This window comes from Curvibacter sp. T50 (assembly GCF_057219955.1).
This window is the reverse complement of record NZ_JBXVVU010000001.1, coordinates 1425506-1450826: the sequence shown is the minus strand read 5'-3', so window position 1 is coordinate 1450826 and position 25321 is coordinate 1425506. Positions and strand designations below refer to the sequence as shown.

Genomic DNA, 25321 nt, shown 5'->3' with positions numbered 1-25321 from the left:
CGCCGAAACGGGGTGTTTTCGCGCGCTTGCACCAGAGGAAAGCAAATATCGCACCAGTGTGTGGCGGTTGGCGCCAGCTTTGTCCCGGTTTGGAAAATTGCACCGCATTGGCGCAGCCGGTCAACGCTCCACAAAAGAGAGCGTCAGACGACCATTTTGTGATGGGTATGGCAGAAAATCGGCCTTGAACCGGGGCATAGGCCCCGGCGCGGGCCTGCCGGGCCCGGGCGGCGCCTGGCGCGCCGGGCAGCGAACGGTGCGTTCGCGGTTTACGGCCGCCGGAAGCTGATCTGCTGACGCGCCCAGTGCGGGGCGGAGAGTTTCTCCAGCCGCACCCGCCCGCCGGTGGAGGGCGCGTGCACGAAGCGGCCTTCACCCACCACGATGCCGGCATGGGTGGGCGGCCCGCCGTTGCCGAACAGCACCAGATCGCCAGTGCGCACGGCTTCGGCCGGCACAGGCTGCCCCCAGCCCTGCAGCGCGGCCACGGTGCGGGGTGGCACCAGGCCCGCCTCGGTGCGGTACACCCAGGCAATCAGGCCGCTGCAGTCAAAACCCGATTCCGGGGTGTTGCCGCCGTAGCGGTAGGGCGTGCCCACCAGCCCGAGCGCGGTGATGGTGACGTGCTGGGCCTGTGCCTCGGTCAGGCGCCCGGCCACCTCGGGAAACGACGGGGACGGCACGGTGGGTTCCGGCGCCTGCACCGGTGCGCTGCCGCAACCCGCGAGCAGCGCCGCCAGCGCCAGTGCGGCGGCGGCGGTGAAGCGGACGGGCATTTCGGATGGGCGGCGCATGCTGCGCAGGATAGCGCGGCGCGTGATTCCGCACCGGCCCGGGGTGGCCTGATCGCTTCGAAAAAAAGAGCAAACAATGACCTTTTGACGCTGGGTAAGGGCCAAAAAGTCTTGAAATTTCCCGCCGGGGCGGTCCCGCCGCCGCCATGGCCTGCCCGGCAGGCGTTTGTTGGCCGCCGCCGGTTCACGCGGCCGGGGTCAGCACCTCGGGGTGTTGGCGCGCATAGGCCTCGGCCAGCGCCGGGTCGCGGCGCTGCACCTCGGCGTGACTGACACGGCCGGTGCGGGTCATGTAGCTGTAGGCGAATTCCACCGGGTTCATCGTGCGCAGGTGCTCGTCCATGTGCTCGTACCAGCGCAGGCTGATGTTGGCCGCGTCCCAGATCTTCTTCATGGGCGGCAGGCGCAGCTGCTGGTAGGCGGCCAGCGCGGCGGGCACATCGGTGCCGTGCTCGCGGAAGGCCTTGGCCAGCGCCACCGCGTCTTCCATGGCCAGCCGCGTGCCGGAGCCGATGGAGAAATGCGCGGTGCGCAGCGCGTCGCCCATCAGCACCACCTTGCCGAAGCTCCAGCGATCGTTCCAGATCGCGGGAAACTGGCGCCAGTAGGAGTTGTTCGACAGGATGGGGTGGCCGCCCAGGTCGGGGGCGAACACCTGCTCGCAGTGGCGGATGGTGTCCTCGGGGCTCATCGTCTCGAAGCCGGCGCGGCGCCAGGTGGCGTCTTCCACCTCCACCAGGAAGGTGCTCATGCCGGCGCTGTAGCGGTAATGGTGCGCGCAGAACACGCCGTGGGGCGTGTCGCGGAACGTCAATGACAGGCTGTCGAACACCTGGCTGGTGCCGTACCAGATGAAGCGGTTCGGCCGCCAGTCGGTGGTGGTGCCGAAGGCGGCTTCGTTCTCGGTGCGCACCCAGGAGAACGCACCGTTGGCGCCGACGATCAGGTCGGCGTCCTGCAGCTCGTTCAGCGAGGTGATGTCGCGCTCGAACGCGATGGACACGCCCAGCCGCTCCACATAGGCGTACAGCAGCGTCAGCAGTTCCAGCCGGCCGGTGGCGGAAAAGCCGTTGCCGGTGATAGGGATGCGCGTGTCGTTGACCTGGATCGTGAGGTGCGGCCAGGTCTCCATGTGCGGCGTCAGGTACTGGTAGAGATCCTCGTCGTCGGCGCGCAGGAATTCCAGCGCCCGGTCGGAAAACACCACGCCGAAGCCCCAGGTGGCGCTGCGCGGGCCGCGCTCGTACAGGGTGATCTCGTGGCGCGGGTCCTGGCGCTTCATCAGCGCGGCAAAGGTCAGGCCGGCGGGGCCGGCACCGATGATGGCGATCTTCATGGGGTGTCTCCTGAATGTTTTGTCGGGTCTGGGGGGATCAGCGGCTGGCCTCGGCATCGAGCCGGGCGGCGATGGCGTCGCGCAGTTCGCGCTTGAGGATCTTGCCGACCGGGCTGAGCGGGAACTGCGCCACCACCTCCAGCCGCTCGGGCAGCTTGTAGCTGGCGATTTGTTGGCTGCGCAGGAAGGCGATGAGCGCTTCGAACGTGAGGCTTTCGCCCTCGCGCAGGATCACGAAGGCGCAGGCCTTTTCACCGAACACCGGGTCGGGCATGGCCACCAGGCAGGCCGACTTGACGGCCGGGTGGCGGTGGATGAAGTTCTCGACCTCTTCGCAGCTGATTTTTTCGCCGCCGCGGTTGATCAGGTCCTTGCGCCGGCCCTCGGCCTGGATGTTGCGGCCCCATTTGCGCACGATGTCGCCCATGCGGTAGAAGCCGTCCGCGGTGAAGGCCTCGGTGTTCTTCTCGGGCGCGCGGTAGTAGCCGCGGATCGTGTAAGGCCCGCGCGTGATGAGCTCGCCCGCCTCGCCGTCGGGCACTTCCCGGCCGTCGTCGTCCACCACCGCGATCTCGTCGTCCTCGCACACCGGCCGGCCCGAGCTGTGCAGGATCAGCTCCAGCGGGTCGTCCAGCCGCGTCATGTTGATCAGGCCCTCGGCGGTGCCGTAGATCTCCTGCGGCGTGCAGCCCAGCTCGTCGATCAGGCGCTGGCGCAGCTCCGGGGCCAGCCGCGCGCCCCCGTTCTGCACCACCTTCAGCGACGAGTGGTCGAAGCGCTTCGGCTCATCCGAGGCCAGCCAGGCGCTGATCAGCGGCACCACGGCCGCAATCACGGTCACGCGCTCCTGCTCGACCAGGCGGAAGATCTCGGCCGTGTCCGTGCTCGGCGCCAGCACCACCGTGCCGCCGGAATAGAAAGCGCCCAGGATGCCCGGCGAGGCCAGGTTGTAGTTGTGGCCCAAAGGCAGGATGGCCATGAACACCGTCTGCTCATCAAAACCGGCGGCCCGGCCGCACAGGCGGGCGTTGAGCACGTAGTCCTCGTGCGTGCGCGGGATCAGCTTGGACAGCGAGGTGGTGCCGCCCGACAGCAGCATCGTGGCTACGTCGGTGGGCTCGAAGCGGGCCGTGGCCAGCGTGGCCTCGATCGCAGCGTCGTCGTCGCCGGCGACCCCGTCCAGCAATGCGGCGTGCGCGGTCTGGCCGTCGCCGGCTTCACCCACCACGAACACGCGCAGGCCGGCAAACTCCCCCTGCATCTGGGTCGCCATCGGCCGGTAGTCGAAATGGTGCGCCACGTCGGGCACCACATAGGCCACGGCGCCGGACGCTCGGATGAAATGCCGCACCTCGGTGGCGCGGTGCGCCCGCAGCGCCAGCACCGGAATCGCGCCGATGCGCACCAGCGCCAGGTACCAATGAACAAACTCGGGCGTGTTGGGCAGCTGCACCACCACCCGGTCCAGCGGCCGGATGCCCTGGCGCCGCAAGGCCACGCCCAGGCGGGCGCTGGCGCGGTCCAGATCGGCGTAGGTCTCGCGGCGCTCGCCGGCCACCAGGGCCACCTTGTCGGGCAGGCGGGCCACGGTGCGGGCGACCATGGCCCACAGCGTCAGGCCCTCGCGGTAGCCGGCCGCGCGGTAGCGCGCTTCGCGCTCGGGCGGCCAGGGGGTGCATCCGTCCAGCATGGGGTGTCTCCTGTTTTGTGGGTGTGGCCTCACTGTAGGTTTGGCAGACAATCCGTGCAACGAATGGCAACGAATAGATATATTCCTATGTCAAATGATGCAGCGCCCAATGGCCTGGATGCCCGGCTGGACTTTCACCTGCTGCTGGTGTTCGAGGCGGTGTATGCCGAGCGGCACATCTCCCGTGCCGCCCAGCGCCTGGGCCTGGCCCAGCCGACGGTCAGCAACGCGCTGGGCCGGTTGCGCCAGCTGACGGGTGACCCGCTGTTCGTGCGCACCGGGCGCGGCATGGTGCCCACACCGCATGCCGAGCGGCTGGCCGTGCCGTTGCGCGAGGCGCTGGCCACGCTGCGGGCGGCGCTGCGGGCGCGGTCCCGGTTCGACCCGGCGCAGGACCGGCGGCATTTCACCCTGTTCCTCACCGACCTGGGCGAGGCCTTCTTTCTGCCCCGCCTGCTGGCGCGGCTGCGCGAGGTGGCGCCCGGCGTGACGCTCACCACGCTGCCCATGCCCGACCGTGACCCCCAGGCGGCGCTGGAGCACGGCGAGGTGGACCTGGCCATCGGCAACCTGCCCGACCTGGCGCCGGGTTTTTACCAGCAGCGGCTGTTTCGCGAACACTACGTGGCCATCCTGCGGCCCGATCACCCGCTGCTGAGCGGAGCGATGACGCCGGAGCGGTTCGATCAGGCGCATCACGCCGTGGTGCTGCCCCACGGCACCGGCCACAGCGTGGTGGAACAGGCCCTGGTGGCGCGCGGCCAGCAGGCGCGCATCGTGCTGCGGGTGCAGAACTTTCTGGTGCTGCCGGCCATCGTCACCGGCACCGACCTGGTCGCCCTGGTGCCGCGCAGCGCGGCGCGTGTGCTCGCGGCCCACCAGCCGCTGGGCCAGCTCGCATCCCCGCTCGACGTGCCCGACTTCGTGGTGCGTCAATGCTGGCCCCAGCGCCTGCACGGCGACGCGGCGCACCAGTGGCTGCGGGGGCTGGTGGCGGAGCTGTTCGGGGAAGGGGGCGGACAGTCTGAGGCGTGAGCGTGTCATGTTGACTGCATCGACACGTCGCCAGAACGTGTCGACGTTTTGCGGTTTTGTGAACATGAAGGCCCCATGCGGGGCTGCGTCGCCGTCCCCAATCTGTAAGCAGCAGGAGTCCCTGCGACATCGAGGCCTGAAAAGTCCTGAAACCATAGCAAACAACGACCATTTCAAGATGGGTATGGGCACTTTCCAGTCGAATTTTTCCCCGGAACCCTGCTGGGTGCCATTGGGTGGGCGCGCCGGGCCAGGCCGGTGTCCCGCTCAGGCCGCGAACGCCTCCACCGCCAGGTCGATGAAGGCCCGCACCTTGGGCGTGAGGTAGCGGGCGCTGGCGAAGACGGCGTGCACCGGTGCGGACGGCAGCTGCCAGTCGGCCAGCACCGGCACCAGGCGGCCGGCGTCCACCTCGGGCTGTGCCAGCAGCAGCGGCAGCTGGGCGATGCCCAGCGCGTCGACGGCGGCGTCGCGCACCGCGAAGCTGTTGTTGGCGTTCAGACGGGCCACGGGTTCGACGCGCTGGGTGTCCGCGCCGCGGGTGAAGGTCCAGACCAGGCGCAGGCGCGAACCCGAAAAGCGGATCAGGGCGTGCTGCGCCAGGTCGCCCGGCTGGCGGGGCGGTGGATGGCGGCGCAGGTAGCCGGGTGCCGCGAACAGGCCGTAGCGCAGCTCGCCCAGCTTGCGGGCCGCCAGGGTGGAGTCGGCCAGCGGGCCCACGCGCACGGCCAGGTCGAAGCCCTCGTGCACGAGGTCCACCACCCGCCCGGTCATTTCCAGGTCCACATTCACGTCGGGGTGGCGCAACAGGTAGTCGCGCACCCAGCGGTTGACGGCCAGCATCCCGAACTCCACGCCGCAGCTCAGGCGCAGGGTGCCGCGCGGCTCGCCCTGGGCCTGCTGCACGGTGCGCCGCGCGTCATCCGCCGCGCCCAGGATGCCGACCGCCCGCTCGAAAAACTCGCGGCCGATCTCGGTCAGCGAGAGCGAGCGTGTGGTGCGCTCCAGCAGCCGCACGCCCAGTTCGGCCTCCAGCTGGCTGACCACACGCGAGACATGGGCCTTCTGGGTGTGCAGCTGTTCGGCCGCACGGGTGAAGCTGCCGGTCTGCACGACTTTGACGAAGGTGTCGAGGTGACTGAGTTCCATTGTTGTTCTTGGTGGCAACAGATCGTCGCATTCTGATGGATTTATCTGCACAAGGAAACGGCGGAGACTGCGCTCCGTTGTCAACTTCCGGAGAGATCCATGAGCCTCAGAGACCCCAACGTGCTGAACCCGCAGACAAAAAAGCGCGTCGCCCTCGTCATCGCCAACCCGGCCGTCTCCACCACCACCGGCTGGCCGGTGGGCTTCTGGTGGAGCGAGCTGACGCACCCGTACCACGTGTTCACCGAGGCCGGCTATGCAGTCGAGGTGTTCAGCCCGGCCGGCGGCGCCTGCCAGGCCGACGGCATGAGTGACCCCAACGATGCCAGCGGTTACAGCAAGACCGACCTGATCAGCCAGGGTTTCATCCACACGCCTGAACTGAAGGCGCTGGTTGCGCAGACGAAAAAAGTGGCCGACATCGATGTGGCGGCGTTTGATGCCATCGTCGTCGCGGGCGGCCAGGCGCCGATGTTCACGTTCGACGCGGCGACCGACCTGCACACCAAGTTCGCCGCCTTCCACAGCGCAGGCAAGGTCGCGGCCGCGCTGTGCCACGGTGTGGCGGTGCTGGCCTTTGCCAAGGGCCCGGACGGCGAGCTGATCGCCAAGGGCAAGACGGTGACCGGTTTTGCCAACGTCGAGGAAGACTTCGCCGACAACGCGGTCTGGAGCTACGGTCTGCTGCCGCGTGACCAGCATGTGATGCCCTGGCGCATCGAAGACCGCCTGAAGGCCCTGGGCGCCAACTACGTGCAGGCCGGCCTGTGGCGCAGCTTTGCCGTGCGCGACGGCAACCTGATCACCGGGCAGCAGAACTTCTCGGGCGAAGAGACGGCGCGCCTGGTGATTGAGGCCCTGGGCCGTTGACGAGGGCCACACCATGACGATTTCAATTCTGGGCGCCGGCAACGTCGGCCTGGCGCTGGCGGGCGCCTTCACGCGCCGGGGTGAAACGGTGGTGCTGGGGGTGCCCCAGCCGGCCAAGTACGCAACCGCGGTGGCGGCCCTGGGCGAGCGGGCGCGGCTGACCACGACGGCCGAGGCCGTTGCCGCCGGTGAGGTGGTGATCCTGGCCGTGCCGCACGCCGCCGTGGCGGCCATCGCCCACAGCGTGGACGACTGGCAGGCCAAGGTGCTGGTGGACGCCACGAATCCGCTGGCGCCGGGGCTGGCCGGCCTGACGCTGGGCACCACCACGTCGGGCGCGGAAGAGCTGGCCCGGCTGGCGCGGGGCGCGCGGGTGGTGAAAGCCTTCAACAGCACCGGCGCCGAAAACATGGCCGATGCCAGTTACCCCGCCGGCGTGCCGATGATGCCGGTGTGCGGCGACGACGCGCAGGCGCGCCAGCGGGTGATGGCACTGGCCACGCTGATCGGCTTCGAGGCGGTGGACATGGGGCCGCTCTCGGCCGCGCGGTATCTGGAGCCGTTTGCCATGACCTGGATTCACCTCGCGTTCCGCCAGGGCTTCGGGCGCCGCTTCGCCTTCGGCCTGCTGCGCCGCTGACGGAGACGCGCGATGGCCGTTCCTGACCGTGATCTCCCGACCCATGCCGATGGCCGCAAGGCCACCTGGTTCGAGCTGTTCTTCGACCTGGTGTTTGTGGTGGCGGTGGCGCAGCTGTCGGGCGCCTACGCGCACCACTACGACCCGGGCGGGGCGGCGGTGTTCGCGCTGGCCTTTCTGGCGATGTGGTGGTGCTGGCTGGGCCATACCTTCCACGCCACCCGTTTCGACGACGACAGCAGCAGCCGGCGGCTGCTCGGCTTTCTGCAGATGGCCGCCACGGCGCTGATCGGCTATGGCGCGTCGGCGCCGCTGGGCGAGCGGGCCTGGGCGTTCGGGGGCGGCATCGCCGCGTTCAAGGTGCTGCTGGCGCTGGCCTACTGGCGCGAACGCCACTGGCGTGGCGCGGCCGGGCTGATCCGGGTCTATGCCACGCTGTATGCGGCGCAGGCCGGGCTGTGGCTGGCCGGTGTGGTGCTGGCCGACGGGGCGCGCGGGGCCTGCTGGGCGTTGGCCCTGGGGCTGGATCTGGCCTCACCCTGGCTGGTGGCGCGGCACACCGCGGCCGTGCCACCGCATCCGGAACACCTGCCCGAGCGTTTTGGACTGTTCACCATCATCCTGCTGGGTGAGGGCATGGCCTCGGTCGTGCATGCGCTGGATCACGGGCCGCAACTGCACGGGTCGTCCGTGGTCTCGGCGCTGGTGGGGGCGGTGCTGAGTTTCGGCCTGTGGCTGCTGTACTTCGACCGCGTCAAAGGCCAGGGCGAGCGCCACATCGCCGACGCCGTGGCGGGCCGGCGCCTGCGTCTCTGGGCCTATGGCCATGTGCCGCTGTACATGGGCATCGCCAGCCTGGCCGCGGGCACCGTGGCGCTGGCGGCGCCCGGCGCCCTGACCGTGGTGTCCGGCGCCATCTACCTGGGCGGCCTGGCGCTGGCCGGTGTGGGGCTGGTGCTGCTGGGGCGGGCGCGCGCGGCCGGCGCGCACGGCTGAGGGCTGGCGGCGCGGTGCCGCCGGTTGTTCAGCCCAGCCGTGCCCGGTGCCGTGCGATCTGCGCCGTCACCTGGGCCGGTGCGGTGCCGCCCAGCGTGTTGCGGGCGTTCAGGCTGCCGCGCAGGCTCAGGACATCGTAGACGTCCTTTTCGATCGAGGCGTGGAAGCCTTGCAGCACGGTCAGCGGCAGTTCGGACAGGTCGCAGGCGTGGCTCTGCGCGGCCTTCACCGCGTGGGCCACGGTCTCGTGCGCGTCGCGGAAGGGCAGGCCTTTTTTCACCAGGTAGTCGGCCAGGTCGGTGGCGGTGGCGTAGCCCTTCTTGGCCGCCTCTTCCATCGCGATGGCGTTCACCGTGATGCCGCCTTCCTTGGCGCCGGTGGCGGGGTTGACCTGGCCGCCGATCATCTCGGCAAAGATGCGCAGCGTGTCCTTGAGCGTGTCCACGGTGTCGAACAGCGGCTCCTTGTCTTCCTGGTTGTCCTTGTTGTAGGCCAGCGGCTGGCCCTTCATCAGCGTGATCAGGCCCATCAGGTGGCCCACCACGCGGCCGGTCTTGCCGCGCGCGAGTTCCGGCACGTCGGGGTTTTTCTTCTGCGGCATGATGGACGAGCCGGTGGTGAAGCGGTCAGCGATCTTCACGAAGCCGAAGTTCTGGCTCATCCAGATGATCAGCTCTTCGCTCAGGCGGCTGATGTGCACCATGCACAGGCTGGCGGCGGCGGTGAATTCGATGGCGAAATCGCGGTCGCTCACGCCGTCCAGGCTGTTCTGGCTGACCTGCGGCATGCCCTGCGCGTCCACCATGCCCAGGGTGCGGGCGACGCGCTCGCGGTCCAGCGGGTAGGTGGTGCCGGCCAGGGCCGCGCTGCCCAGTGGCAGGCGGTTGGTGCGCCGGCGCACGTCCTGCATGCGCTCGGCGTCGCGCGCGAACATCTCCACATAGGCCAGCAGGTGGTGGCCGAAGCTCACCGGCTGCGCCACCTGCAGGTGGGTGAAGCCGGGCAGGATGACGTCCACGTTCTTCGCCGCCACGTCCACCAGCGCGCGCTGCAGCTCGGTCAGCAGGCCGTCGATGACGTCGATTTCCGACACCAGCCACAGCCGCACGTCGGTGGCCACCTGGTCGTTGCGGCTGCGCCCGGTGTGCAGCCGCTTGCCGGCATCGCCCACCAGCTGGGTCAGCCGGGCCTCGATGTTCAGGTGCACGTCCTCCAGGTCCAGCTTCCACTCAAAGGCGCCGCTCTCGATTTCAGAGCGGATCTGCGCCATGCCGCGCTGGATGGCGGCCAGATCGTCCGCCGAAATGACACCTTGGGCGGCCAGCATGTCCGCGTGCGCCAGGCTGCCGGTGATGTCGGCCAGCCACAGGCGCTTGTCGAAGAACACGCTGGCGGTGTAGCGCTTGACCAGCTCGCTCATGGGCTCGGAGAACAGGGCGGACCAGGCTTCGGATTTCTTGTCGAGTTGGTTTTGGGTCATGGCGGTGGGGGCGGCAGGGCGGGCGATTGCGCAGGCCATGACGTCGGCGCGCTGGTCGGCGGGCCGGATTCGGAACCCGGCTTGCCCAATAATGCACGCTGCACGCCGCATGCGGCCTGAAGGAGAAACCCATTTTATCGGCCCGTACCAAACCGTTGACCACCCAGGTGCCGGCCGGTCGGGCGGGTGTTCGGGTATTCGATGCCTGTCAGGTCGGAGTGGTATTGCGGGCGGTGGTGTTTGTGGAAGCGGCTGTGGCGGTCGGCGCCTTGTTCGGTGTGGCCGGTCCGGCCGATTGGCTTGCGCGCTGGGCGTTGGCCACGGGTGCGGCGCTGCCCGGGGTGCTGGCCTGGCTTCTGGTGTGTTGTGGCCTGAAAAACCGGTTGGCGTTGCTGCCGGATCTTGGCCAGCTGGCGGCCGGCGCGGTTCTGGGCGCGGCGGCCGGTCTTTACGGCTGGGGGTTGATGGTCGTGGCGGGTCTGGCGGGCCATGGCGACGGGCTGGCATCGGCCTTGGCGGGCGCCCTGCTGGCGCTGGTGCTGGCGGCCGGCCTGTTCTGGCGGGCGCGGGCGCGCACGCCGGCGGCGACCACCGCGCGTCTGCAGGAGCTGCAGTCGCGCATTCGCCCGCACTTTCTGTTCAATACGCTCAACAGTGCAATCGCGCTGGTTCGCGACGATCCGGCGCGCGCCGAGGCGCTGCTTGAAGACCTGTCGGACCTGTTTCGCCATGCCTTGGCAGAACCGGGACACGCGGTCTCCCTGGCCGATGAAATCGCGCTGGCACGGCGATACCTCGCGATCGAGGCCGTCCGTTTCGGTGATCGCTTGCGGGTGTCGTGGTCTCTGGACCCCGCCGCCGATGGCGCGCGGCTGCCCCATCTGCTCTTGCAGCCCCTGGTGGAGAACGCGGTTCGCCATGGCGTGGAGCCCAGCGACAACGGGGCCGACCTGCAGATCCATACCCGCGTGGTGGGCGGGCGGGTGCTTCTGGAGGTGAGCAACACGGTGCCGGCGGGGCAGGGGGACGCCGGACAGGGCATGGCCCTGGCCAATGTGCGCGATCGCCTGGGCTTGCTGCACGATCTGGCGGCCAGTCTGCAGGCGGGGCTGGGCGCTGACGGCATCTACCGCGTGCGGATTGAGGTGCCGCTGTGATCAAGGTCCTGATCGTCGACGACGAACCCCTGGCCCGCGCCCGCCTGCGGCGATTGCTGGCGGACTGCGCCGACCCGCCCACGCAGGTGGTGGCCGAAGCCGGCAATGCGGCCCAGGCGTTGGCAGCGCTGACCCATCACGAGGTGGATCTTGCGCTGGTGGACATTCACATGCCGGGGGCCGATGGGCTGGCCCTGTCCCGCGCCGTGCGGGAGCAAGGTCACCGGACCGCGTTGGTGTTTGTCACGGCCCATGCCGAACATGCGTTGCAGGCGTTCGAAGTCGATGCCGTCGACTATCTGACCAAACCGGTCCGCGCCGAGCGCCTGGCGGCCGCGCTGATGAAGGTGGCACGCCAGTTGCCGCCGCGCCCGGTGGGGACCCTTGCGCCGGCGGCGGCGGAAGCCTTGCTGATCCACGACCGGGGTCGCATCGAGCGGGTGCCGCTGGCCGAGGTGCTGGTCCTCAAGGCAGAGCTGAAGTACGTCACCGTGCGGACCGCGCATCGCAGCCTGATCCTGGACGGCAGCCTGACCGAGCTGGAGGCAAAGTATCCGGCGCTTTTTGTGCGGGCGCACCGCAATGCCCTGGTGGCGCGGCACGCCTTGCGCCGGCTGGAGCGCCGCCAGGATGGGCAAGACGGCGAAGGCTGGTGGCTCTGGCTGGCGGGGCTGGACGAGCCACAACCGGTCTCGCGCCGGCAGCTGACCGCCGTACGCGAGGCCCTGGGCGCGGACTGACGACTCAGTCCACCCGCGCGCCCGAGGCCTTCACCACGTTTTCGTACTTTGCCAGCTCGGCCTTCATGAAGGTCCCGAACTGCTCGGGCGTGGTCGGCACCGGTTCGGCCATCAGGGCGGCAAAGCGGGTTTTGGCTTCCGGGGTATTGAGCGCGGCGACGAAGGCCTGGTTCAGCCGGGCGATCACCTCGCGCGGTGTGGCGGCAGGCGCCACCAGGCCCCACCAGGTGTCGATGGCAAACCCCTTGAACAGGTCGGAAACCGGCGGGATATCGGGCAGGGCCGGGCTGCGGCCCAATGTGGTCACGGCCAGCGCCTTGAGTTTGCCGCTCTTGATGTTGGGCGCGGCCGTGGCCAGGTTGTCGAAGTTGAAATCGACCTGGCCCGACAGCAGCGCCAGCTGCGCCGGGTTGCCGCCGTTGTAGGGAATGTGTACCGCAAAGATGCCGGCGTTTCGTTTGAACATCTCGCCCGCCAGGTGGCCGGCGCTGCCGTTGCCGCCGCTGCCGTAGTTCAGCCGGGCCGGGTTGGCCTTGGCATAGGCGATCAGATCCTTGAGGCTGTGGATGTTCAGCCGCGCGGCCGTTTCGGCGTTCATCACCAGCACGTTGGGTACCCGCAGCATCTGGGTGATGGGGGCGAAATCCTTGGCTGCGTCGTAGGGCATCTTCGCGAACAGCCAGGGGTTGATCGCGTGCGTGGCCACGGCGGCAATGCCGATGGTCAGCCCGTCCGGAGCGGCCTTGGCCACTGCGTCGGCGCCGATGTTGCCACCGCCGCCGGGGCGGTTTTCGATGATCACCGTGCCCAGGCTGTCCTTGACGCGCTCAGCCAGGAGCCGGGCGGTCACGTCGATCGGGCCGCCGGCCGCGTAGGGCACGATCAGGCGGATCGGGCGGGCCGGGCTCTGGGCGATGGCGATGGCCGGCGCGGCCACGGCGGCTGCCGAAGCAGCGGCGGAAAGGAGCAAGGTGCGACGTTTCATGCCGCCATTGTGCCGTTTTGGGGCGGTTTCAAGCAAAAAACGGCAATACCCAGCGTGAAAAGGTCGCCTTTAGCTATAAATAAAGTAGTTAAGCAGGCTTTCAGGCTCGCGCCTTGTCAGCTTCGCTGGTGAAGGCGTCGGCAAAAAACTCGTCGTCCGGCAGCCCGGCGGCCGCGTAGTCGCGGCGGGCTGACTCAACGACGATCGGTGCGCCGCAGGCGTAGACCTGGTGTCCGCTCAGGTCGGGGATGTCGTCCAGCACCGCACGGTGCACAAAGCCGGTGCGGCCGCTCCAGCCGTCTTCGGGCTGCGCATCCGAGACCACCGGCACGTAGCGCAGGGTGGGCATCACGGCCAGCTGCTCCCGTACCCAGCGGTCCAGGTACAGGTCGGCGGGCCGCCGGCCGCCCCAGTACAGGGTCACCGACCGGGTGATACCCCGGTAGTGCATGTGCTCGATCAAGGCCTTGATGGGCGCGAAACCGGTGCCGGAGGCCAGCAGAATCATCGGTTTCTCCGAACTCTCGCGCAGATGGAAACTGCCAAACGGACCCTCGACCCGCTGGATTTCCTTCTCTTTCATGCTGCCGAACACCCGGTCGGTGAACTGGCCGCCCGGCATGTGGCGGATATGCAGCTCGACCATGGGCACCGGGTTGCCGCCACCGGGCGGGGGCTGCAGCAGCCGGTGTGGCGCGGTCGCCATGCTGTAGGCCCGGCGCGCTCCACCCGGCAGCAGAAATTCGATGTACTGGCCAGCGTGGTATTGCAGGCCGTCGTTGGCAGGCAATTGCAGCACCACCCGCATCACATCGTGTGACAGCGCCTCCAGCGCGGCTATCCGGACGGGCATCTTGCGGACCGGCAAAGCGTCGGCCAGAGTGACCTGGCGCGACTCCAGCACCACATCGCTTGCCGGTGTGGCGCAGCAGGTCAGCACATAACCGGCCGCCTCTTCTTCATCCGAAAGCGCTTTGGCCTGGTGCGGGCCGTGGGTCACCTGGCCGCCCAGCTTTTTGCATTTGCACGAGCCGCAGGCGCCGTCCTTGCAGCCATAGGGCAGGCCAATACCGGCGCGAATGCCGGCCGCGAGAATGGTTTCGCCCGATTCGACGGAAAAGTCGCGACCACTGGGCTGGATGGTGATGGTGAAGGTCATGGCTTGAGTATCCTCGGGGAAGATGAACTTCCGCTGAACGGCCGATTTTGCCCTCAAACCTCGCTCCCCTTGGCGCGTTGCCGGCGCGTTTCCGCCGCGAGCGGGTGCTGATCGTCGGCTGTGGCGATGTGGGCCTGCGCGTGGCTCGTGACCTGGGAACCAAGGTGCGGCGCCTGGCGCTGACCTCCAGCCCGGCGCGGTTGCCGGCGCTGCGCGCCGCCGGCATGACCCCGCTGCGCGGGAATCTGGATGATCCGGCTTCGCTGGCCCGCCTTGCCGGGCTGGCCACCCGGGTGGTGCACCTGGCGCCGCCTCCGACCGAGGCGGCGGGCGCGTGGTGGCGCGACCCGCGCACCCAGGCGCTCGTGTGGGCACTGGCCCGGCGCACTGCGCCACGCGCGCTGGTCTACGGCTCCACCAGTGGGGTGTATGGCGACTGTGACGGCGCGATGGTGTCCGAGTCGCGACCCGTTCGGCCCCACACGCCACGCGCCCAGCGCCGGGTCGATGCCGAAGGCTTGCTACGCCACTTCGGTCGGCGCGCTGCGGGACAGCTGCGGGTGAGCATCCTGCGCATCCCGGGGATCTACGCAAACGACCGCCCGGGAGGCACGCCGCGTGAGCGCCTGCTGCGCGGCACCCCGGTGCTGGCCCGCGAAGACGACGTGTTCACCAACCACATCCACGCCGATGACCTGGCGCGAGCCTGCATTCGGGCGCTGTGGCAGGGCAGGGCGCAGCGGGCGGTCAACGTCAACGACGACAGTGCCATGCGAATGGGCGACTGGTTTGATGCCGCCGCCGACGCCATGGGTCTGCCCCGGCCCCCGCGGGTATCGCGTGGCGCAGCGCAGCAGAGCCTGCCGCTGTCGCTGCTGTCCTTCATGAGCGAATCGCGCCGCCTGGACAACACCCGGCTGAAGCGCGAGCTGCGCCTGCGGCTGCGTTACCCGGACCCGGTCCGTGGATTGCTATCGAAAAAATAGCAAAAATCGACAATTTCGCGCTGGGTATCGGCTGTTTTTTCTTGAAAACCGCCGCTGGGGCCCTGATGGGGCGCGGCGCACGCCGCGCGCGCGCGGCCCAGGCCGATCAGCGGTATGCGGACGGCGAGACGGCGCCAGGTGTGCCCGAGACCGGCTGTGCGGCCGAGCCGCCAACCGGCACCAAGGCCAGGCGAATCCAGGCGCCCGGATCCTGTGCCATCTGCGTTGTGTACTGTTTGCCGGCGTACTCGAACGTGACGCTGTAACCGGTGACCCGGTTTTCGACCACGTTGTGGGTGCTGCACTGCTGGACGGTCTGTGTCTGGGGCGCGCTGCTGCCTTCGATCTGGTTGCCGAGCAAAGCGCCTCCGACCAGCCCGACGCCCGTGGCAACGGCCCGGCCGCCACCTTTGCCGACCTGATTGCCAAGCGCGCCGCCGGCAATGGCGCCGATCACTGCGCCGGCACCCGACTTGCTGCCCGGTGTGGTCACCTGTTGCGGCGTACAGACCTGTTGCGGCACCGTGACCGCCTGAATGACCGGCATGCTGGCTACCACCCGGGCGAAGTCTTCCGCCGCCAGCGCAGGGACCGCCACGGCGGAAAGGGCGAGTAGAACGATCGGGCGGCGCAAGGACATGAATGACTCCGGGATGGCGATGATGGGTCAACGGCGTGGCGGCGCTGCCGGTTGACCGGAAGGCGGGGTGCGGGACGCCGCCAGCCGGTACTTTACCGGCGCTTGACGCTTGTCAGCGATTGTTACCGTCGGACGCAAAGAGAAAACCCCTTGGTTCGGAAGAACCAAGGGGTTTGTTCTGGTGCCGGAGAGATGAATCGAACACCCGACCTTCTCATTACGAATCAATTCGAAGGTTAAACGGATGACATCTGACGACAACTGAGGGCTAATGAAATCAACTGCCTCTGATGCCCGACGTCGTTTCAATTGTCGCAGGTTTTCACTGACGATCAGTGTCACTGTGCCGCAAGTGTGCCATGGACCTGAGATTAGGATCAGCTAATACTGAAAGCGGTCCGAAGCGGCGGTTCTACATTCGCAACGTGACCTAAGTCAGCCTCCAATTCCACAATGAGGTTGGGAATTTCGGACTTCGCAGATTCCCGCCGCTTTACACGTGAATCTCTCGCAGCTGATGAGTAGAAACGTTCGATAAACTCGTCCCTTGAATTTGAATCTGTTGCAACGAGATCGAAAAAGTCACCATCAAAAAAAGGCATAGGTTCCGGGTCGTTTGTCCGATAGGCACAAGCCTTGAGGGGGTACAAATCCATTATCTCAATGAATCTTTTGTCAAATGTGAGCAGGGCCGGGAAAAAGTAGCGTGCGTTCTCATCGGGTTTGAGGGTCATCGCTATTTCCAACTGTCTAACGTGCCACAAGTCCCACGCCATCCCATCTAGCGTGCCGAACAAGTCTTTGCCTTTCTTTTGAATTTTGCCGAAAAATTCCAACTGCTGGCCACGTTCAAAATACGCTCGTGCGATTGCAGTTTCTCGGCCACTCATAGTTGCGAGTCGGGAGTCGCAGAATTCGGCATAACTTGCCATTTTTTTATTGATACTCTGGCTTGGCGACTTCAATTGAATGCAAGCCATTTTTAATAGTTGGATATACATAAACTGGTGACGGAAAGAAATTTCTGTCATCAGTGAGCTATCCGCCCTATTTTGTTGCATTCGTGAGAGTAATTCATTCGCGCGCTTAGTCAGTTCGGTTGACGAAAGTGTCGACCGAGCCTCGCCTCGGCTACTCAGCCAATTCAAGTCAATGGTTCGCAGCACCTCGTACGCCTTTAGCTTCTCAAGAATTTTTGCAGCAGCACCTTCACTTTCAAGGTTATGAAGATTTTCGAGCATGTAGGGGATTGGGTCGACATGCACATCATCACGCGCAATGAATTCGAAGACCTCCTTGAAATCCAGTGGTATGCCTGCGATCTTGCCGGCAAGGTGCGGGGCCAGGTAGCTCAACGCTTGTGTATCTAGCGAAATCGAAAAGTCAATGGGGTAGGTTGCTGTTCCCTTGTCCATTTCGGCAACTGTGGTGTCGTCCAAAACGAGCACGTTATTAGTCTTGAAGAGACTTCGGACTGATGCCCCGTCGGAGAATGTCCTATTTACCGCAAACCCTGGCGTAGCACCACTTTTTGATGCGAGCACGAATCTGCAGTCCTTTAGGAAGGGGGCCGCCGCGCGGTACACGGACAGAGCTTCCGATGGATTGTCAGAGTTGCAGACTCGCGCCATCAAACTACGACATGTATTGTCAAAATCGATGTTCAAAATTCTCACTCCCTAAATGTTTGTGTGAATTATGGTCCAGCGGAGTTGTCATCGCCACGAGCGAAATCCTTTTGGCTTGGATGCGTATGTCCCGGCAGAGGTTCTGGAACGTTCGGTGGTCGCTCGGAGTGCTGGGGACTGTCACGAACCCATTGCCAGACGGGGTGCGCAGCTTGCCGTGTTTGCCTCGGCTGAACTGCCAACCCTCGCGCACAAGGTCTGCGACCAACTTGTTGATCTGTTTGTCCCGACAGTAGCGCATGAAAGTCCCCCCGTTGATGCAAGAACAGGAGGATCTGATTTCGGCTCTGCAAAGTCCCGACACGACGCCGAACCGAATTCTGGAAAAGTCGGTGCGCTACTCAGCCGCTCCTTGAACCACTTGCGCGCTTCACAAGAAAATCCACGATGGCATGGCGCCCGTGGTCCACTGCAACCCACAGGGCGTCATAACGTTCCAGCGCGGACGACTGCATCAACTGCAAGTCCGGGTTCCCGCCATGCTCGATCAAAGACTTGAACATGTCGATGTCTCCGACCTGCGCAGCGAACAGGGTTGGCGTCCATTCGGCCAGATCGTGAGGTTCGACCTTGTAGCGTCGGTTGGCGTCGGCGCCACATTTCAGCAGCGTGAGAACCACCTTGCGACGTGGCGCGGCGGGCCGGATGTAGTGCTCCATCACAGCATCGAAGATGGCGCGATTTCTCGGCGACGCGTCACGGAGAGCTGCTTGCCTCTGACGTCGCGTGGCCAGTTCGATGTCCAGTGCGGCGCCGTCCTTGGCGTCGTGGACGTCGGCCCTGGTCTTTCCCGCCAGGTACGCTGTTTCTTGGGTCGTGTCGGTACGGTGAATGCTGCCGTGCAAGAGCAGCATCGCGTAACAGAGCGCCGACGGCACATAGTCGCTGGCCTGTTCGACATCGGCCCCCAACATAATCAGCCGCTCGACGGCTGCCGCGTCGGCCATCTCTATGGCAATCTTCAGTGGCGTTTCGCGGCTGGTAGACGCCTGGCGGTTGACCGTTTCCTTCGACAAGTCGAGCTGTAATAAGTAGTTCATGATGACCGGATCACCCCGGTCGCACGCTCGGCGCATGGCATAGGTGAGTGGCCCCTCCCCGGATTCCTTGATGAAGTCGTTCGGATCACCACCGGCTGCAACAGCGCGCTTGACCTCAGCGAGTGAGCCCTCGCGTGCGGCGTCCATCAATGGTGTTCGCCGAGTTCGCCCTTCGGCGTGTTTCACCTTACGGTTCGGATTCGTCAACTGTTCCTGGCTGAGTTCAAAGGGTGTCTCCCTCAAGATGAATTCGACCGGTGGTGGAACTCGATCCTTCGCCTTCTGGGGTGAGAACTGGCGCTCGAATGCGAAGGCCAGTCGGCGGCGCTCTTGTTCATCGAGCGGTCGCTTCGGCCATCGGTTGAGGCCCAGCATGAATGTCTTGTCCCAGTAGTGTTTGGCCGCGACGCTGTCGCCCACGCCTACTGCATAGAGCAGTGCCTCGTTCAGCATCGGCAGTTGGTTCGGGCCACCGAACCACCAGACTCCCTCAATGGCTTTTGCATAGAAGGCCATCGCATCGGCCTCGCGGCCCTGAATAGCGGCAAGTCTCCCAGCGAACCAATCGTGGATGTACTGATAGGACCTTCGCCAATGCGGGGCTTCCTGCTCGATAAGGTGTTGAAAGCTGTTCAGTTCACTTTGCGCGGCATCGAGATCTCTCCGGTCAACCGAAAAGTGCTGTTCGATCCGGGTCAGTAGCGGAATCGCTAGCTCGCGAATCGGCAGCGCACCTGCAACCAGGCTCTGATGCGTCATCTTGGTCATGAACTCACCCATGGACCATGGATGCTGTCGCCTCAGCTCGAAATCCTGTCGAACGAGTTCACGGGTTTCGATGGCCAGCGATTGGAAGGCGACGGCGAAGGTCAGCCAGCCAGTGAGCTGGTCCACATCCTGGGGCGAGTGCTGATTCCTGTCGCTGTTGCCGCCAAGAACCTGTAACACGGTCGTGCGGAAGGGCCACTGCAACTCACGGGTGGGCTCGCCAGCCATCCAACGCTCCGTTGTCCTGGGAGTTTCATGAAGGCGTGACACAGCTTCGCTTTCGGTCAACTTTGCGAAGTTCGCTACCAGCCTGACCCAGGCTGCCACTGGACTGGCCCACCAGGAGTCGATATCAATGCCAGGGTGTTGGTGAGCCACCAGCCTCACAAGGCCCGACAACATCGGAACTTCAAAGCCGAGGCGAACCACCTCGCACCCTGATTCATCAGCGATGGGGCCGGTATCGACCGACCGAACGGACTGCTGAATGGCATCGCGCGTTTTGTGCCAAGCCAAGCGGAAGAACTGTGCCCACTGCACCCCGCAGTCCGCTGCCATATCGCGCTGAACGGCGTCTTCGATTTGCTGCATCAAGTCGCACGATGAGCCCGGGCGTGAGTCGGATGCCAAGTCGTCAAGGTCTTTGTCCAGGCCGAGGTCGGTGATTCGGCGACGGTAGCCCGCACTGGTGATGAGTGCTCGGAGCAGCAAGCCGAGCTGGGGAAAAATGTAGGTCTTCATATCTGTTTTGTCTGTACAGGGCGGCAGGGATGCCGCCCGTGCCGACTTAGCGTTTGCCACCCTTCGCGGCGGAACTCTGCGCGCGCGCCGCAAAGCTGCCCTTGGCAACGCCGCCGCCATTGCCCTTGGCCGTCGCTCCCTGAATGCGGGAAGCCGCAGCAGGAGTCATCGGCGATGCGGGGCCGGCCGGGGTGGAAGTCTTCGTGTTCATATCAGTCCTATCGGGAAAAGCGTGCCAAAAGCAGCACGTCGATATCCTCCCGTAGGCACTGATTTCGATCACGACACGGCACCGAATGATTCTCGTAAATTTCTCGGCAACCGATCCTCGACACCAGTGGCCGCGTCGTCAATGCCTCCATGTGCCACGGATAAACGGCCTCGCGCTATTGAAGCCGGTACCATGTCTGACATGCCTAATCCCTTCACCCTCGAATTTCTCCAAGCTATCAGCGATTGGCAGCGTGGAGGGGATGCTAAGCAAAACATGAAGCGCGGAACGAAACTGAGGGACGTGTGCGCGACTATTCCTGATAGGTACCGTTCCTGTTTGCTGTGTTGTTTCAGGCAAGTTGCTTTGCCGAAAGGTGGTGTTTGGAAACTCATTGGGGAGAATCGTTTACCCGAAAAAATTTCCTCTTGGACGCTAGACATTGAGATTTCAAAAGGATTCAAGGGAGGCGTGCCACCCCAGGGGCAGGATTACCAAGGAGTCATCCTGTGCGTTCATCCAGAGCCAGGAAGCGTCATTGTTAATCTGCGTGAGTTGTATCAGGATCCGGCCTTTTGCTCGGCGCTGGAGCAGCACAAAGGCAGCATCGTCGCCTATCACGATGGCGCTGGGCGCTATGGCAATACCCAAAGCGAGGTTGTGCTTGAGGTTGCCTCTGTCACTCAGCAGGACATTTACTCGATGGGCGGGCATTCCAGTCCCTTTGAGAAACTGGTGGAAGAGGCCGCGAAGCTTGCCTATGGCAACAACGCCACGCGGGAGCAGCGTGAGGCCTTGCTGCTCAAGGCGGAGCATGTTCGGTCCCAAGCAGGCCCGAGGTGGTTGACCCCAGAAGCAACACAGCGCGTGCTTGAGAAGGTTAAGCCGCATGCGAAGCGACTTCAGGGGATCAAGCGAGTACAGGATGCCGCCAAAAAGGGGCTGGATGGTTGATCTGCACAAAGTTATCGTGATCAGCAACCACGCGAGTCGCCTGCGAAAATCGTCAACAGCTCACGCCACCACACCAGCCGCCATGCGGCAGGCACCGGCGGCGGCCGAGCCAACGCCACTGGCGTACCCACTTCAATGAATCCGTGATGACGCACGGCCAGGCCCGAAAAGGCTTGGCTGTGCTTCGCCGTGTGCGTGCGCCTGATGGCATTCTTCCGTCACAAAGGACACGCAAATGAATGAATCCGTATCGAAACCGCCATGCTCTCTGCCACGCGCCGTCTGCATCCCCAAATTTGAGCTTGGCAAAGTGGTTGCCACCCCCGCCGCGCTGGCCATGTTGGAGGGCGTTGGAGTCTCACCGCTCGAATTGGTGCGGCGGCACCTGCGCCTCGACCCTGGTTCGCTGGATGCCGAAGACCAGGCCAGCAACGTGATGGCGTTACAGACCGGCGCGCGCATCTTCTCGGCCTATGAGGTGGGCGACTGCCGTGAACGGGTTTGGGTCATCACCGATGCCAAGGATGACGATGGCCACAGGCTCAGCACCTGCGTACTCATGCCCGCCGACTACTAGGAATGAGCCCCAAAGGATGGCAGGCAGGTCTGCCGTCGCCACGACCACTCCCCACCGAGCCGCGCACCGTCGCGGCTTTCGTTTTTTGAAGTGTGCGCGTAAAACACAAATTCACGCGCGTGCTCGCGTGCGCAAAACGCGCACCAAACCAGGAGGCAATCATGTCAAGAAACCAGAGTCCGAGCGCCGACGCAACCACGACCGGCATCGCCACCATGACCGCAGACGACTTGGCAGCGGCCAGTTTGGCGGCCTCTACCAGAAAGGCCTACGCAGGCGACATTGCCTACTACCTGGCCATGGGCTATACGCTGCCAGCTACGCCCACCGATGCGGTGGACTGGTTGGTCAGGGTGGCCAGCAAGCTCAAACCCGCCACCATTCAGCGCCGCATGATTTCACTGCATGCGTGGCACAAGGAACGCGACTTGCCATCGCCCATCGACACCCGAGCGAAGAAAGTGTATTCCGGCCTGGTCAGAACTGTGGGGGCGGCACAGCGCGCTGTGAAGCCACTGGTCCGCGATGACTTGCTGATGGTGGTGGCGGCGGTTCAACAGCGCCAGAAGCCCATTCGTGCGGCCAGGGACGTGGCTTTGCTGCTGTTAATGTTCAGCGGTGCACTTCGGCGGCATTCGGTGGTGAACGTTCGCGTCGAAGACCTTACAGCACATGAATTCGGGCTTGACCTGTTCTTACCGAAGAGCAAAACCGACCAGCAGCAACGTGGCGCCACCATCAGCATCCCATTCGCCATGGGTACGGTGTGTCCGGTTCGGGCCATTGAGCACTGGCGCAAAGTTGCTGGTGTGGATGGTGGCTATCTGTTCCGCAGCGTAAGCCAGGGCGAGGTGGTTGGCACCGACCGCATGCACGTGAGTTCGGTTGCCCGCATCATCAAGCAGGCGGTGGAGCTGTCGGGGCGAGACCCCAGCGACTACAGCTCACATTCGGCTCGGGCGGGCTTTGTGACCACTGCGGCTGCCATGCAGCGACCTATCGCCGAGATTGCCCAAGTCACTCAGCACCGGGGCATTCAGTCCTTGCAAAAGTACCTGCGCGTAGTGGAGCAACGGCGTATCCGCTCATTGCTGTGATATGCAGGTCATGACGAGCTCGCGGCTGGGGCGGGCAATAGACTTGGTGATATTCAGTTTCGCCTTACGTGTCTGAACAATAGGCCGGTTGGTGATTCCCGACGCGCCTTATCTTCAGCTGAAATTTGCTGGAACTTCGTCTTGATGTCCCTGAGATTTGGGAGGCCAGCGACGCCGAGAACACCAGAAATTGCCCCCAACGTTACGTTGCCAGTTAATGCTGCTGCGACGGCTACGGCACCTGTCGCTGCGCAGGCCCCCACGTCTATCCCATAGAGTTTCAGCTTCTTTTGGCGCGCTTCCGTCAGCTCCTGCTGATGCTTGCGGAACGCAGTATCGAGATTCTCAACGACTTGATCGGCTGTGCGGAAGTAGTTGTCGCGATTGATGTTGATTAGGTTGGATACACCCTGTCCGAGTAATTCGCGCAACTCATTGGCCAAGCCACGCTTGCGTATTTCCAAAACAGTTTCTGGTGGAACGTTGCCAAGCCATTGGAGATTGTTGTCCGCCTCAGACACTAAGGCACGTACCACGTGCATGCTATGGCGAATGTTCAGATCGTCATGGCTGGGCGCTCCCTGATATTCCAGTAGCCAAGTAAAGTGCAACCAAGAGGTCTCAGCATTGATATAGGGCGATCCGCCGAAATGGTTGGCAGCCTGCTGTGCCCCGAATGCTTGCGGCATTCTCCCAATGTTTGATGCAAAGACATGGAGGCCTGCATTGGCTTCATTCATTCCTGGGAAGTGGGAGTTTTCCCTTAGCGACCTGGAGAGCTGCTCAACGGGGTCCTTTCCCCATTCAGTGTCGAAAATCAAGCGATCAGGACGCTTGAGTTCCTTCATTACCGAATCCACCGTCTTGAGGTGGATGCAAAATTCCTGCAGCTCTTCGACGCTTTCAAATGTTCGGTCAAATAGGTACTTCGCGTGAGCGCAGATGGCTGGAGTCGCACGAAGAATCAAACTCTTGCGATCCTCTTCGTCTGCATCATCAGAATTCGGGACGATCATCGCGATTGGAGGGTCGACATCGGCGAGCGCGATGTCTCTGTATGTCATCGCGGTGAGTACATGTTTGATGACTAGTTTGACTAATTCTTTGGACGGTGCAGCCTTCAACAAGGTGCCGAGCCGGGTTATCGGACAGGGCAAAATTATTGTGTCGACATATAGTCCTGCAGTAGAAACGGCGTTTTCCCAGTGTGCGGGAAATATGTCTCCTGCGAACACCGCCTTGAGCTGTCTACTATCTTGAAGGTGGTAGCCTGCTGTTTCACCGACCGCCGACCAGAATTCCCGAACTGCGTCGACCATATCTGGCAATGCCTCCATCAGGCCCTGCATCATGTCGTCGTGCCGAGACGTAATTTCGGCGGCCGCTGATGGCGTGACTTCGGCCTTCTTCATTTGCTCATAAAGCCAGCCAAACTCCCGGAAGAGGAACGCGAAGTATTCTTCTTGGATTTTTGCCAAGCTCAAAGACTTCTTAGCGTCTTCGCGTTGCCTCATCGCCATCATGGCAAGGGTCATTGCGCGGATACGACCGTCAAGTGAAGTCGGATCAACCTTGCCATCAGGTCGAAGTCGAATGGCTTCGTAGCTACGACGGAATCCATCGGCCAATTCCTGGTTGGCGAAATGCACCTTGCCCGCTTCCAGTTGCTCTTTCAGGAGAAACACTCGGTCGGTAAGGTCTTGAACTTCCTCTTCTGTGTAGGTTCTGGATGACATATTTTTCCCTGGTTGACAGGCAATTGATGAATCAAGGGATGGACTCAACGGGAGGTCACTGCCGGACTCTTTTTAGTGTTTGACGAACGCACCTTTCAGACATCAGCCCCTAAATATTTCCTCAGCCATGTTGTCCAGCTTCTCCTTCACCGCTCGCCAGTTCGGCATGTGCCGATGTAGAGTGCGGTAGAACTTGGGGCTGTGGTTGTGGTGGAGCAGATGGCACAGTTCATGGAGCAGCACGTAGTCGATGCACTCACGCGGCGCCTTCACCAGCAGCGGGTTCAGCGTGATGCGGCCCGAGGGTGAGCAGCTGCCCCATTGCACCGTCATGAACTGCAGGCGTGTCTGTGGAAGCTGCTTGACCCATCGGAGAGGGGCAGCAATCGCTTTCAGTCGATCTGCAAACACCTCCCGTGCTCGCTGCCGATACCAGGCATCCAAGGCCATCTTGATCGGGGTCGGGGCGTGTTCGGGCGTCGTCACCGTGATGAAAGCGCCGCGCATCCGTGCCTCTGCCCTGGCCCCGGCGTCGACCACGACCTTCAAGCGATAGCGGCGCCCCAGATAGTGCAAAGACTCGCCGCTCAAATACTCGCGGGGCAGCACATGGGCCAGCCGTGTCCTGGCTGCTTCCACATGCTGGCTGATCCAGCGCACCCGCTTTTTCACGGCAGCCAACACATCTTCCAAGGGCGCTGCATCGGGTGCATCCACCAACACCCGTGCGTCTGGTTCCACATGAATGGCAACGCGCGTCACAGTGCGCGACGGTTGACGGCGCAGGCTGAAGGCAATGACCTCATCGCCATAGGCGATGCGATGCTGCGAGACGTGTTCAGTGACCTGCAT

24 protein-coding genes are annotated in these 25321 nt (G+C 64.2%); 10 read left to right on the top strand and 14 right to left on the bottom strand.

Annotation, left to right across the window (positions count from 1 at the left end):
- Positions 1-269: 269 nt before the first annotated feature.
- The 3 genes from AC2EBU_RS06895 to AC2EBU_RS06885 all read right to left on the bottom strand — a co-directional run bounded on the left by AC2EBU_RS06895 (position 270) and on the right by AC2EBU_RS06885 (position 3820).
- Positions 270-794 carry a C40 family peptidase gene (locus tag AC2EBU_RS06895; protein ID WP_484609622.1) on the bottom strand — a complete coding sequence of 175 codons (525 nt, stop codon included), beginning with the start codon at positions 792-794 and terminating at the stop codon, positions 270-272.
- 184 nt (positions 795-978) lie between these two features.
- The gene (locus tag AC2EBU_RS06890; protein ID WP_484609621.1) at positions 979-2130 is read right to left on the bottom strand and encodes an FAD-dependent monooxygenase; all 1152 of its coding nucleotides are present in this window, start codon (positions 2128-2130) and stop codon (positions 979-981) included.
- Positions 2131-2167: 37 nt separating this feature from the next.
- Positions 2168-3820 (bottom strand): (2,3-dihydroxybenzoyl)adenylate synthase, encoded by a 1653-nt coding sequence (locus AC2EBU_RS06885; protein WP_484609620.1) that lies wholly within the window; start codon positions 3818-3820, stop codon positions 2168-2170.
- Between the two features lie 87 nt (positions 3821-3907).
- On the opposite strand from AC2EBU_RS06885, the gene AC2EBU_RS06880 reads away from it, so the two are divergent.
- Positions 3908-4855, top strand: coding sequence for a LysR family transcriptional regulator (locus tag AC2EBU_RS06880; protein WP_484609619.1), 948 nt, complete (start codon positions 3908-3910; stop codon positions 4853-4855).
- 267 nt (positions 4856-5122) lie between these two features.
- Here AC2EBU_RS06880 and AC2EBU_RS06875 read toward each other — a convergent pair whose 3' ends face one another.
- Complete coding sequence (locus tag AC2EBU_RS06875) at positions 5123-6004, bottom strand: substrate binding domain-containing protein (protein ID WP_484609618.1); 882 nt, start codon at positions 6002-6004, stop codon at positions 5123-5125.
- Between the two features lie 99 nt (positions 6005-6103).
- Here AC2EBU_RS06875 and AC2EBU_RS06870 point away from each other — a divergent pair, with 99 nt between their 5' ends.
- Genes AC2EBU_RS06870 through AC2EBU_RS06860 form a run of 3 tightly spaced genes read left to right on the top strand, consistent with a single transcriptional unit; the run spans position 6104 to position 8510 of the window.
- Positions 6104-6874 (top strand): type 1 glutamine amidotransferase domain-containing protein, encoded by a 771-nt coding sequence (locus AC2EBU_RS06870; protein WP_484609617.1) that lies wholly within the window; start codon positions 6104-6106, stop codon positions 6872-6874.
- Positions 6875-6887: 13 nt separating this feature from the next.
- Complete coding sequence (locus AC2EBU_RS06865) at positions 6888-7514, top strand: NADPH-dependent F420 reductase (RefSeq protein ID WP_484609616.1); 627 nt, start codon at positions 6888-6890, stop codon at positions 7512-7514.
- Between the two features lie 12 nt (positions 7515-7526).
- Positions 7527-8510 carry a low temperature requirement protein A gene (locus AC2EBU_RS06860; protein ID WP_484609615.1) on the top strand — a complete coding sequence of 328 codons (984 nt, stop codon included), beginning with the start codon at positions 7527-7529 and terminating at the stop codon, positions 8508-8510.
- 28 nt (positions 8511-8538) lie between these two features.
- Here AC2EBU_RS06860 and argH read toward each other — a convergent pair whose 3' ends face one another.
- Positions 8539-10029, bottom strand: coding sequence for an argininosuccinate lyase (gene argH, locus AC2EBU_RS06855; RefSeq protein WP_484609614.1), 1491 nt, complete (start codon positions 10027-10029; stop codon positions 8539-8541).
- A gap of 77 nt (positions 10030-10106) precedes the next feature.
- Here argH and AC2EBU_RS06850 point away from each other — a divergent pair, with 77 nt between their 5' ends.
- Positions 10107-11147 (top strand): sensor histidine kinase, encoded by a 1041-nt coding sequence (locus AC2EBU_RS06850; protein ID WP_484610132.1) that lies wholly within the window; start codon positions 10107-10109, stop codon positions 11145-11147.
- Positions 11147-11887 (top strand): LytR/AlgR family response regulator transcription factor, encoded by a 741-nt coding sequence (locus AC2EBU_RS06845; RefSeq protein ID WP_484610131.1) that lies wholly within the window; start codon positions 11147-11149, stop codon positions 11885-11887. Before AC2EBU_RS06850 ends, AC2EBU_RS06845 begins: the two co-directional genes overlap by 1 nt.
- Positions 11888-11891: 4 nt before the next feature.
- Here AC2EBU_RS06845 and AC2EBU_RS06840 read toward each other — a convergent pair whose 3' ends face one another.
- Both AC2EBU_RS06840 and AC2EBU_RS06835 read right to left on the bottom strand, forming a co-directional pair.
- Positions 11892-12872: a Bug family tripartite tricarboxylate transporter substrate binding protein gene (locus tag AC2EBU_RS06840; RefSeq protein ID WP_484609613.1), complete on the bottom strand. Its 981-nt coding sequence runs from the start codon at positions 12870-12872 to the stop codon at positions 11892-11894.
- Between the two features lie 100 nt (positions 12873-12972).
- Positions 12973-14031 carry a CDP-6-deoxy-delta-3,4-glucoseen reductase gene (locus AC2EBU_RS06835; protein ID WP_484609612.1) on the bottom strand — a complete coding sequence of 353 codons (1059 nt, stop codon included), beginning with the start codon at positions 14029-14031 and terminating at the stop codon, positions 12973-12975.
- A gap of 47 nt (positions 14032-14078) precedes the next feature.
- Here AC2EBU_RS06835 and AC2EBU_RS06830 point away from each other — a divergent pair, with 47 nt between their 5' ends.
- Complete coding sequence (locus AC2EBU_RS06830; RefSeq protein ID WP_484609611.1) at positions 14079-15017, top strand: NAD-dependent epimerase/dehydratase family protein; 939 nt, start codon at positions 14079-14081, stop codon at positions 15015-15017.
- A 106-nt stretch (positions 15018-15123) separates the two neighbouring features.
- On the opposite strand, the gene AC2EBU_RS06825 is transcribed toward AC2EBU_RS06830, so the two are convergent.
- The 5 genes from AC2EBU_RS06825 to AC2EBU_RS06805 form a co-directional block, all read right to left on the bottom strand.
- Complete coding sequence (locus AC2EBU_RS06825) at positions 15124-15657, bottom strand: glycine zipper 2TM domain-containing protein (protein WP_484609610.1); 534 nt, start codon at positions 15655-15657, stop codon at positions 15124-15126.
- 27 nt (positions 15658-15684) lie between these two features.
- The gene (locus tag AC2EBU_RS06820; protein WP_484609609.1) at positions 15685-15999 is read right to left on the bottom strand and encodes a hypothetical protein; all 315 of its coding nucleotides are present in this window, start codon (positions 15997-15999) and stop codon (positions 15685-15687) included.
- 35 nt (positions 16000-16034) lie between these two features.
- The gene (locus AC2EBU_RS06815) at positions 16035-17105 is read right to left on the bottom strand and encodes a hypothetical protein (protein ID WP_484609608.1); all 1071 of its coding nucleotides are present in this window, start codon (positions 17103-17105) and stop codon (positions 16035-16037) included.
- Positions 17106-17686: 581 nt separating this feature from the next.
- Positions 17687-19894 (bottom strand): ankyrin repeat domain-containing protein, encoded by a 2208-nt coding sequence (locus AC2EBU_RS06810; RefSeq protein WP_484609607.1) that lies wholly within the window; start codon positions 19892-19894, stop codon positions 17687-17689.
- 46 nt (positions 19895-19940) lie between these two features.
- Complete coding sequence (locus AC2EBU_RS06805; RefSeq protein ID WP_484609606.1) at positions 19941-20105, bottom strand: hypothetical protein; 165 nt, start codon at positions 20103-20105, stop codon at positions 19941-19943.
- Between the two features lie 192 nt (positions 20106-20297).
- Here AC2EBU_RS06805 and AC2EBU_RS06800 point away from each other — a divergent pair, with 192 nt between their 5' ends.
- The 3 genes from AC2EBU_RS06800 (at position 20298) to AC2EBU_RS06790 (ending at position 22733) form a co-directional block, all read left to right on the top strand.
- The gene (locus AC2EBU_RS06800; protein WP_484609605.1) at positions 20298-21059 is read left to right on the top strand and encodes a hypothetical protein; all 762 of its coding nucleotides are present in this window, start codon (positions 20298-20300) and stop codon (positions 21057-21059) included.
- A gap of 235 nt (positions 21060-21294) precedes the next feature.
- On the top strand, positions 21295-21636 hold the full coding sequence (locus AC2EBU_RS06795) for a hypothetical protein (protein WP_484609604.1): 342 nt from the start codon (positions 21295-21297) through the stop codon (positions 21634-21636).
- 161 nt (positions 21637-21797) lie between these two features.
- Complete coding sequence (locus AC2EBU_RS06790) at positions 21798-22733, top strand: site-specific integrase (RefSeq protein WP_484609603.1); 936 nt, start codon at positions 21798-21800, stop codon at positions 22731-22733.
- A gap of 53 nt (positions 22734-22786) precedes the next feature.
- Here AC2EBU_RS06790 and AC2EBU_RS06785 read toward each other — a convergent pair whose 3' ends face one another.
- Together AC2EBU_RS06785 and AC2EBU_RS06780 are read right to left on the bottom strand one after the other, a co-directional pair.
- On the bottom strand, positions 22787-24469 hold the full coding sequence (locus tag AC2EBU_RS06785; protein WP_484609602.1) for a hypothetical protein: 1683 nt from the start codon (positions 24467-24469) through the stop codon (positions 22787-22789).
- Positions 24470-24571: 102 nt separating this feature from the next.
- Positions 24572-25321, bottom strand: a complete 750-nt coding sequence (locus AC2EBU_RS06780) for a M48 family metallopeptidase (protein WP_484610130.1) — start codon at positions 25319-25321, stop codon at positions 24572-24574.

Bases quoted from the DNA above. Each gene is read 5' to 3' on its own strand.
- AC2EBU_RS06895 (WP_484609622.1), bottom strand. From the start codon at position 794: ATGCGCCGCCCATCCGAAATGCCCGTCCGCTTCACCGCCGCCGCCGCA.
- AC2EBU_RS06890 (WP_484609621.1), bottom strand. From the start codon at position 2,130: ATGAAGATCGCCATCATCGGTGCCGGCCCCGCCGGCCTGACCTTTGCC.
- AC2EBU_RS06885 (WP_484609620.1), bottom strand. From the start codon at position 3,820: ATGCTGGACGGATGCACCCCCTGGCCGCCCGAGCGCGAAGCGCGCTAC.
- AC2EBU_RS06880 (WP_484609619.1), top strand. From the start codon at position 3,908: ATGTCAAATGATGCAGCGCCCAATGGCCTGGATGCCCGGCTGGACTTT.
- AC2EBU_RS06875 (WP_484609618.1), bottom strand. From the start codon at position 6,004: ATGGAACTCAGTCACCTCGACACCTTCGTCAAAGTCGTGCAGACCGGC.
- AC2EBU_RS06870 (WP_484609617.1), top strand. From the start codon at position 6,104: ATGAGCCTCAGAGACCCCAACGTGCTGAACCCGCAGACAAAAAAGCGC.
- AC2EBU_RS06865 (WP_484609616.1), top strand. From the start codon at position 6,888: ATGACGATTTCAATTCTGGGCGCCGGCAACGTCGGCCTGGCGCTGGCG.
- AC2EBU_RS06860 (WP_484609615.1), top strand. From the start codon at position 7,527: ATGGCCGTTCCTGACCGTGATCTCCCGACCCATGCCGATGGCCGCAAG.
- argH (WP_484609614.1), bottom strand. From the start codon at position 10,029: ATGGCCTGCGCAATCGCCCGCCCTGCCGCCCCCACCGCCATGACCCAA.
- AC2EBU_RS06840 (WP_484609613.1), bottom strand. From the start codon at position 12,872: ATGAAACGTCGCACCTTGCTCCTTTCCGCCGCTGCTTCGGCAGCCGCC.
- AC2EBU_RS06835 (WP_484609612.1), bottom strand. From the start codon at position 14,031: ATGACCTTCACCATCACCATCCAGCCCAGTGGTCGCGACTTTTCCGTC.
- AC2EBU_RS06825 (WP_484609610.1), bottom strand. From the start codon at position 15,657: ATGTCCTTGCGCCGCCCGATCGTTCTACTCGCCCTTTCCGCCGTGGCG.
- AC2EBU_RS06810 (WP_484609607.1), bottom strand. From the start codon at position 19,894: ATGAAGACCTACATTTTTCCCCAGCTCGGCTTGCTGCTCCGAGCACTC.
- AC2EBU_RS06805 (WP_484609606.1), bottom strand. From the start codon at position 20,105: ATGAACACGAAGACTTCCACCCCGGCCGGCCCCGCATCGCCGATGACT.
- AC2EBU_RS06800 (WP_484609605.1), top strand. From the start codon at position 20,298: ATGTCTGACATGCCTAATCCCTTCACCCTCGAATTTCTCCAAGCTATC.
- AC2EBU_RS06795 (WP_484609604.1), top strand. From the start codon at position 21,295: ATGAATGAATCCGTATCGAAACCGCCATGCTCTCTGCCACGCGCCGTC.
- AC2EBU_RS06790 (WP_484609603.1), top strand. From the start codon at position 21,798: ATGTCAAGAAACCAGAGTCCGAGCGCCGACGCAACCACGACCGGCATC.
- AC2EBU_RS06785 (WP_484609602.1), bottom strand. From the start codon at position 24,469: ATGTCATCCAGAACCTACACAGAAGAGGAAGTTCAAGACCTTACCGAC.
- AC2EBU_RS06780 (WP_484610130.1), bottom strand. From the start codon at position 25,321: ATGCAGGTCACTGAACACGTCTCGCAGCATCGCATCGCCTATGGCGAT.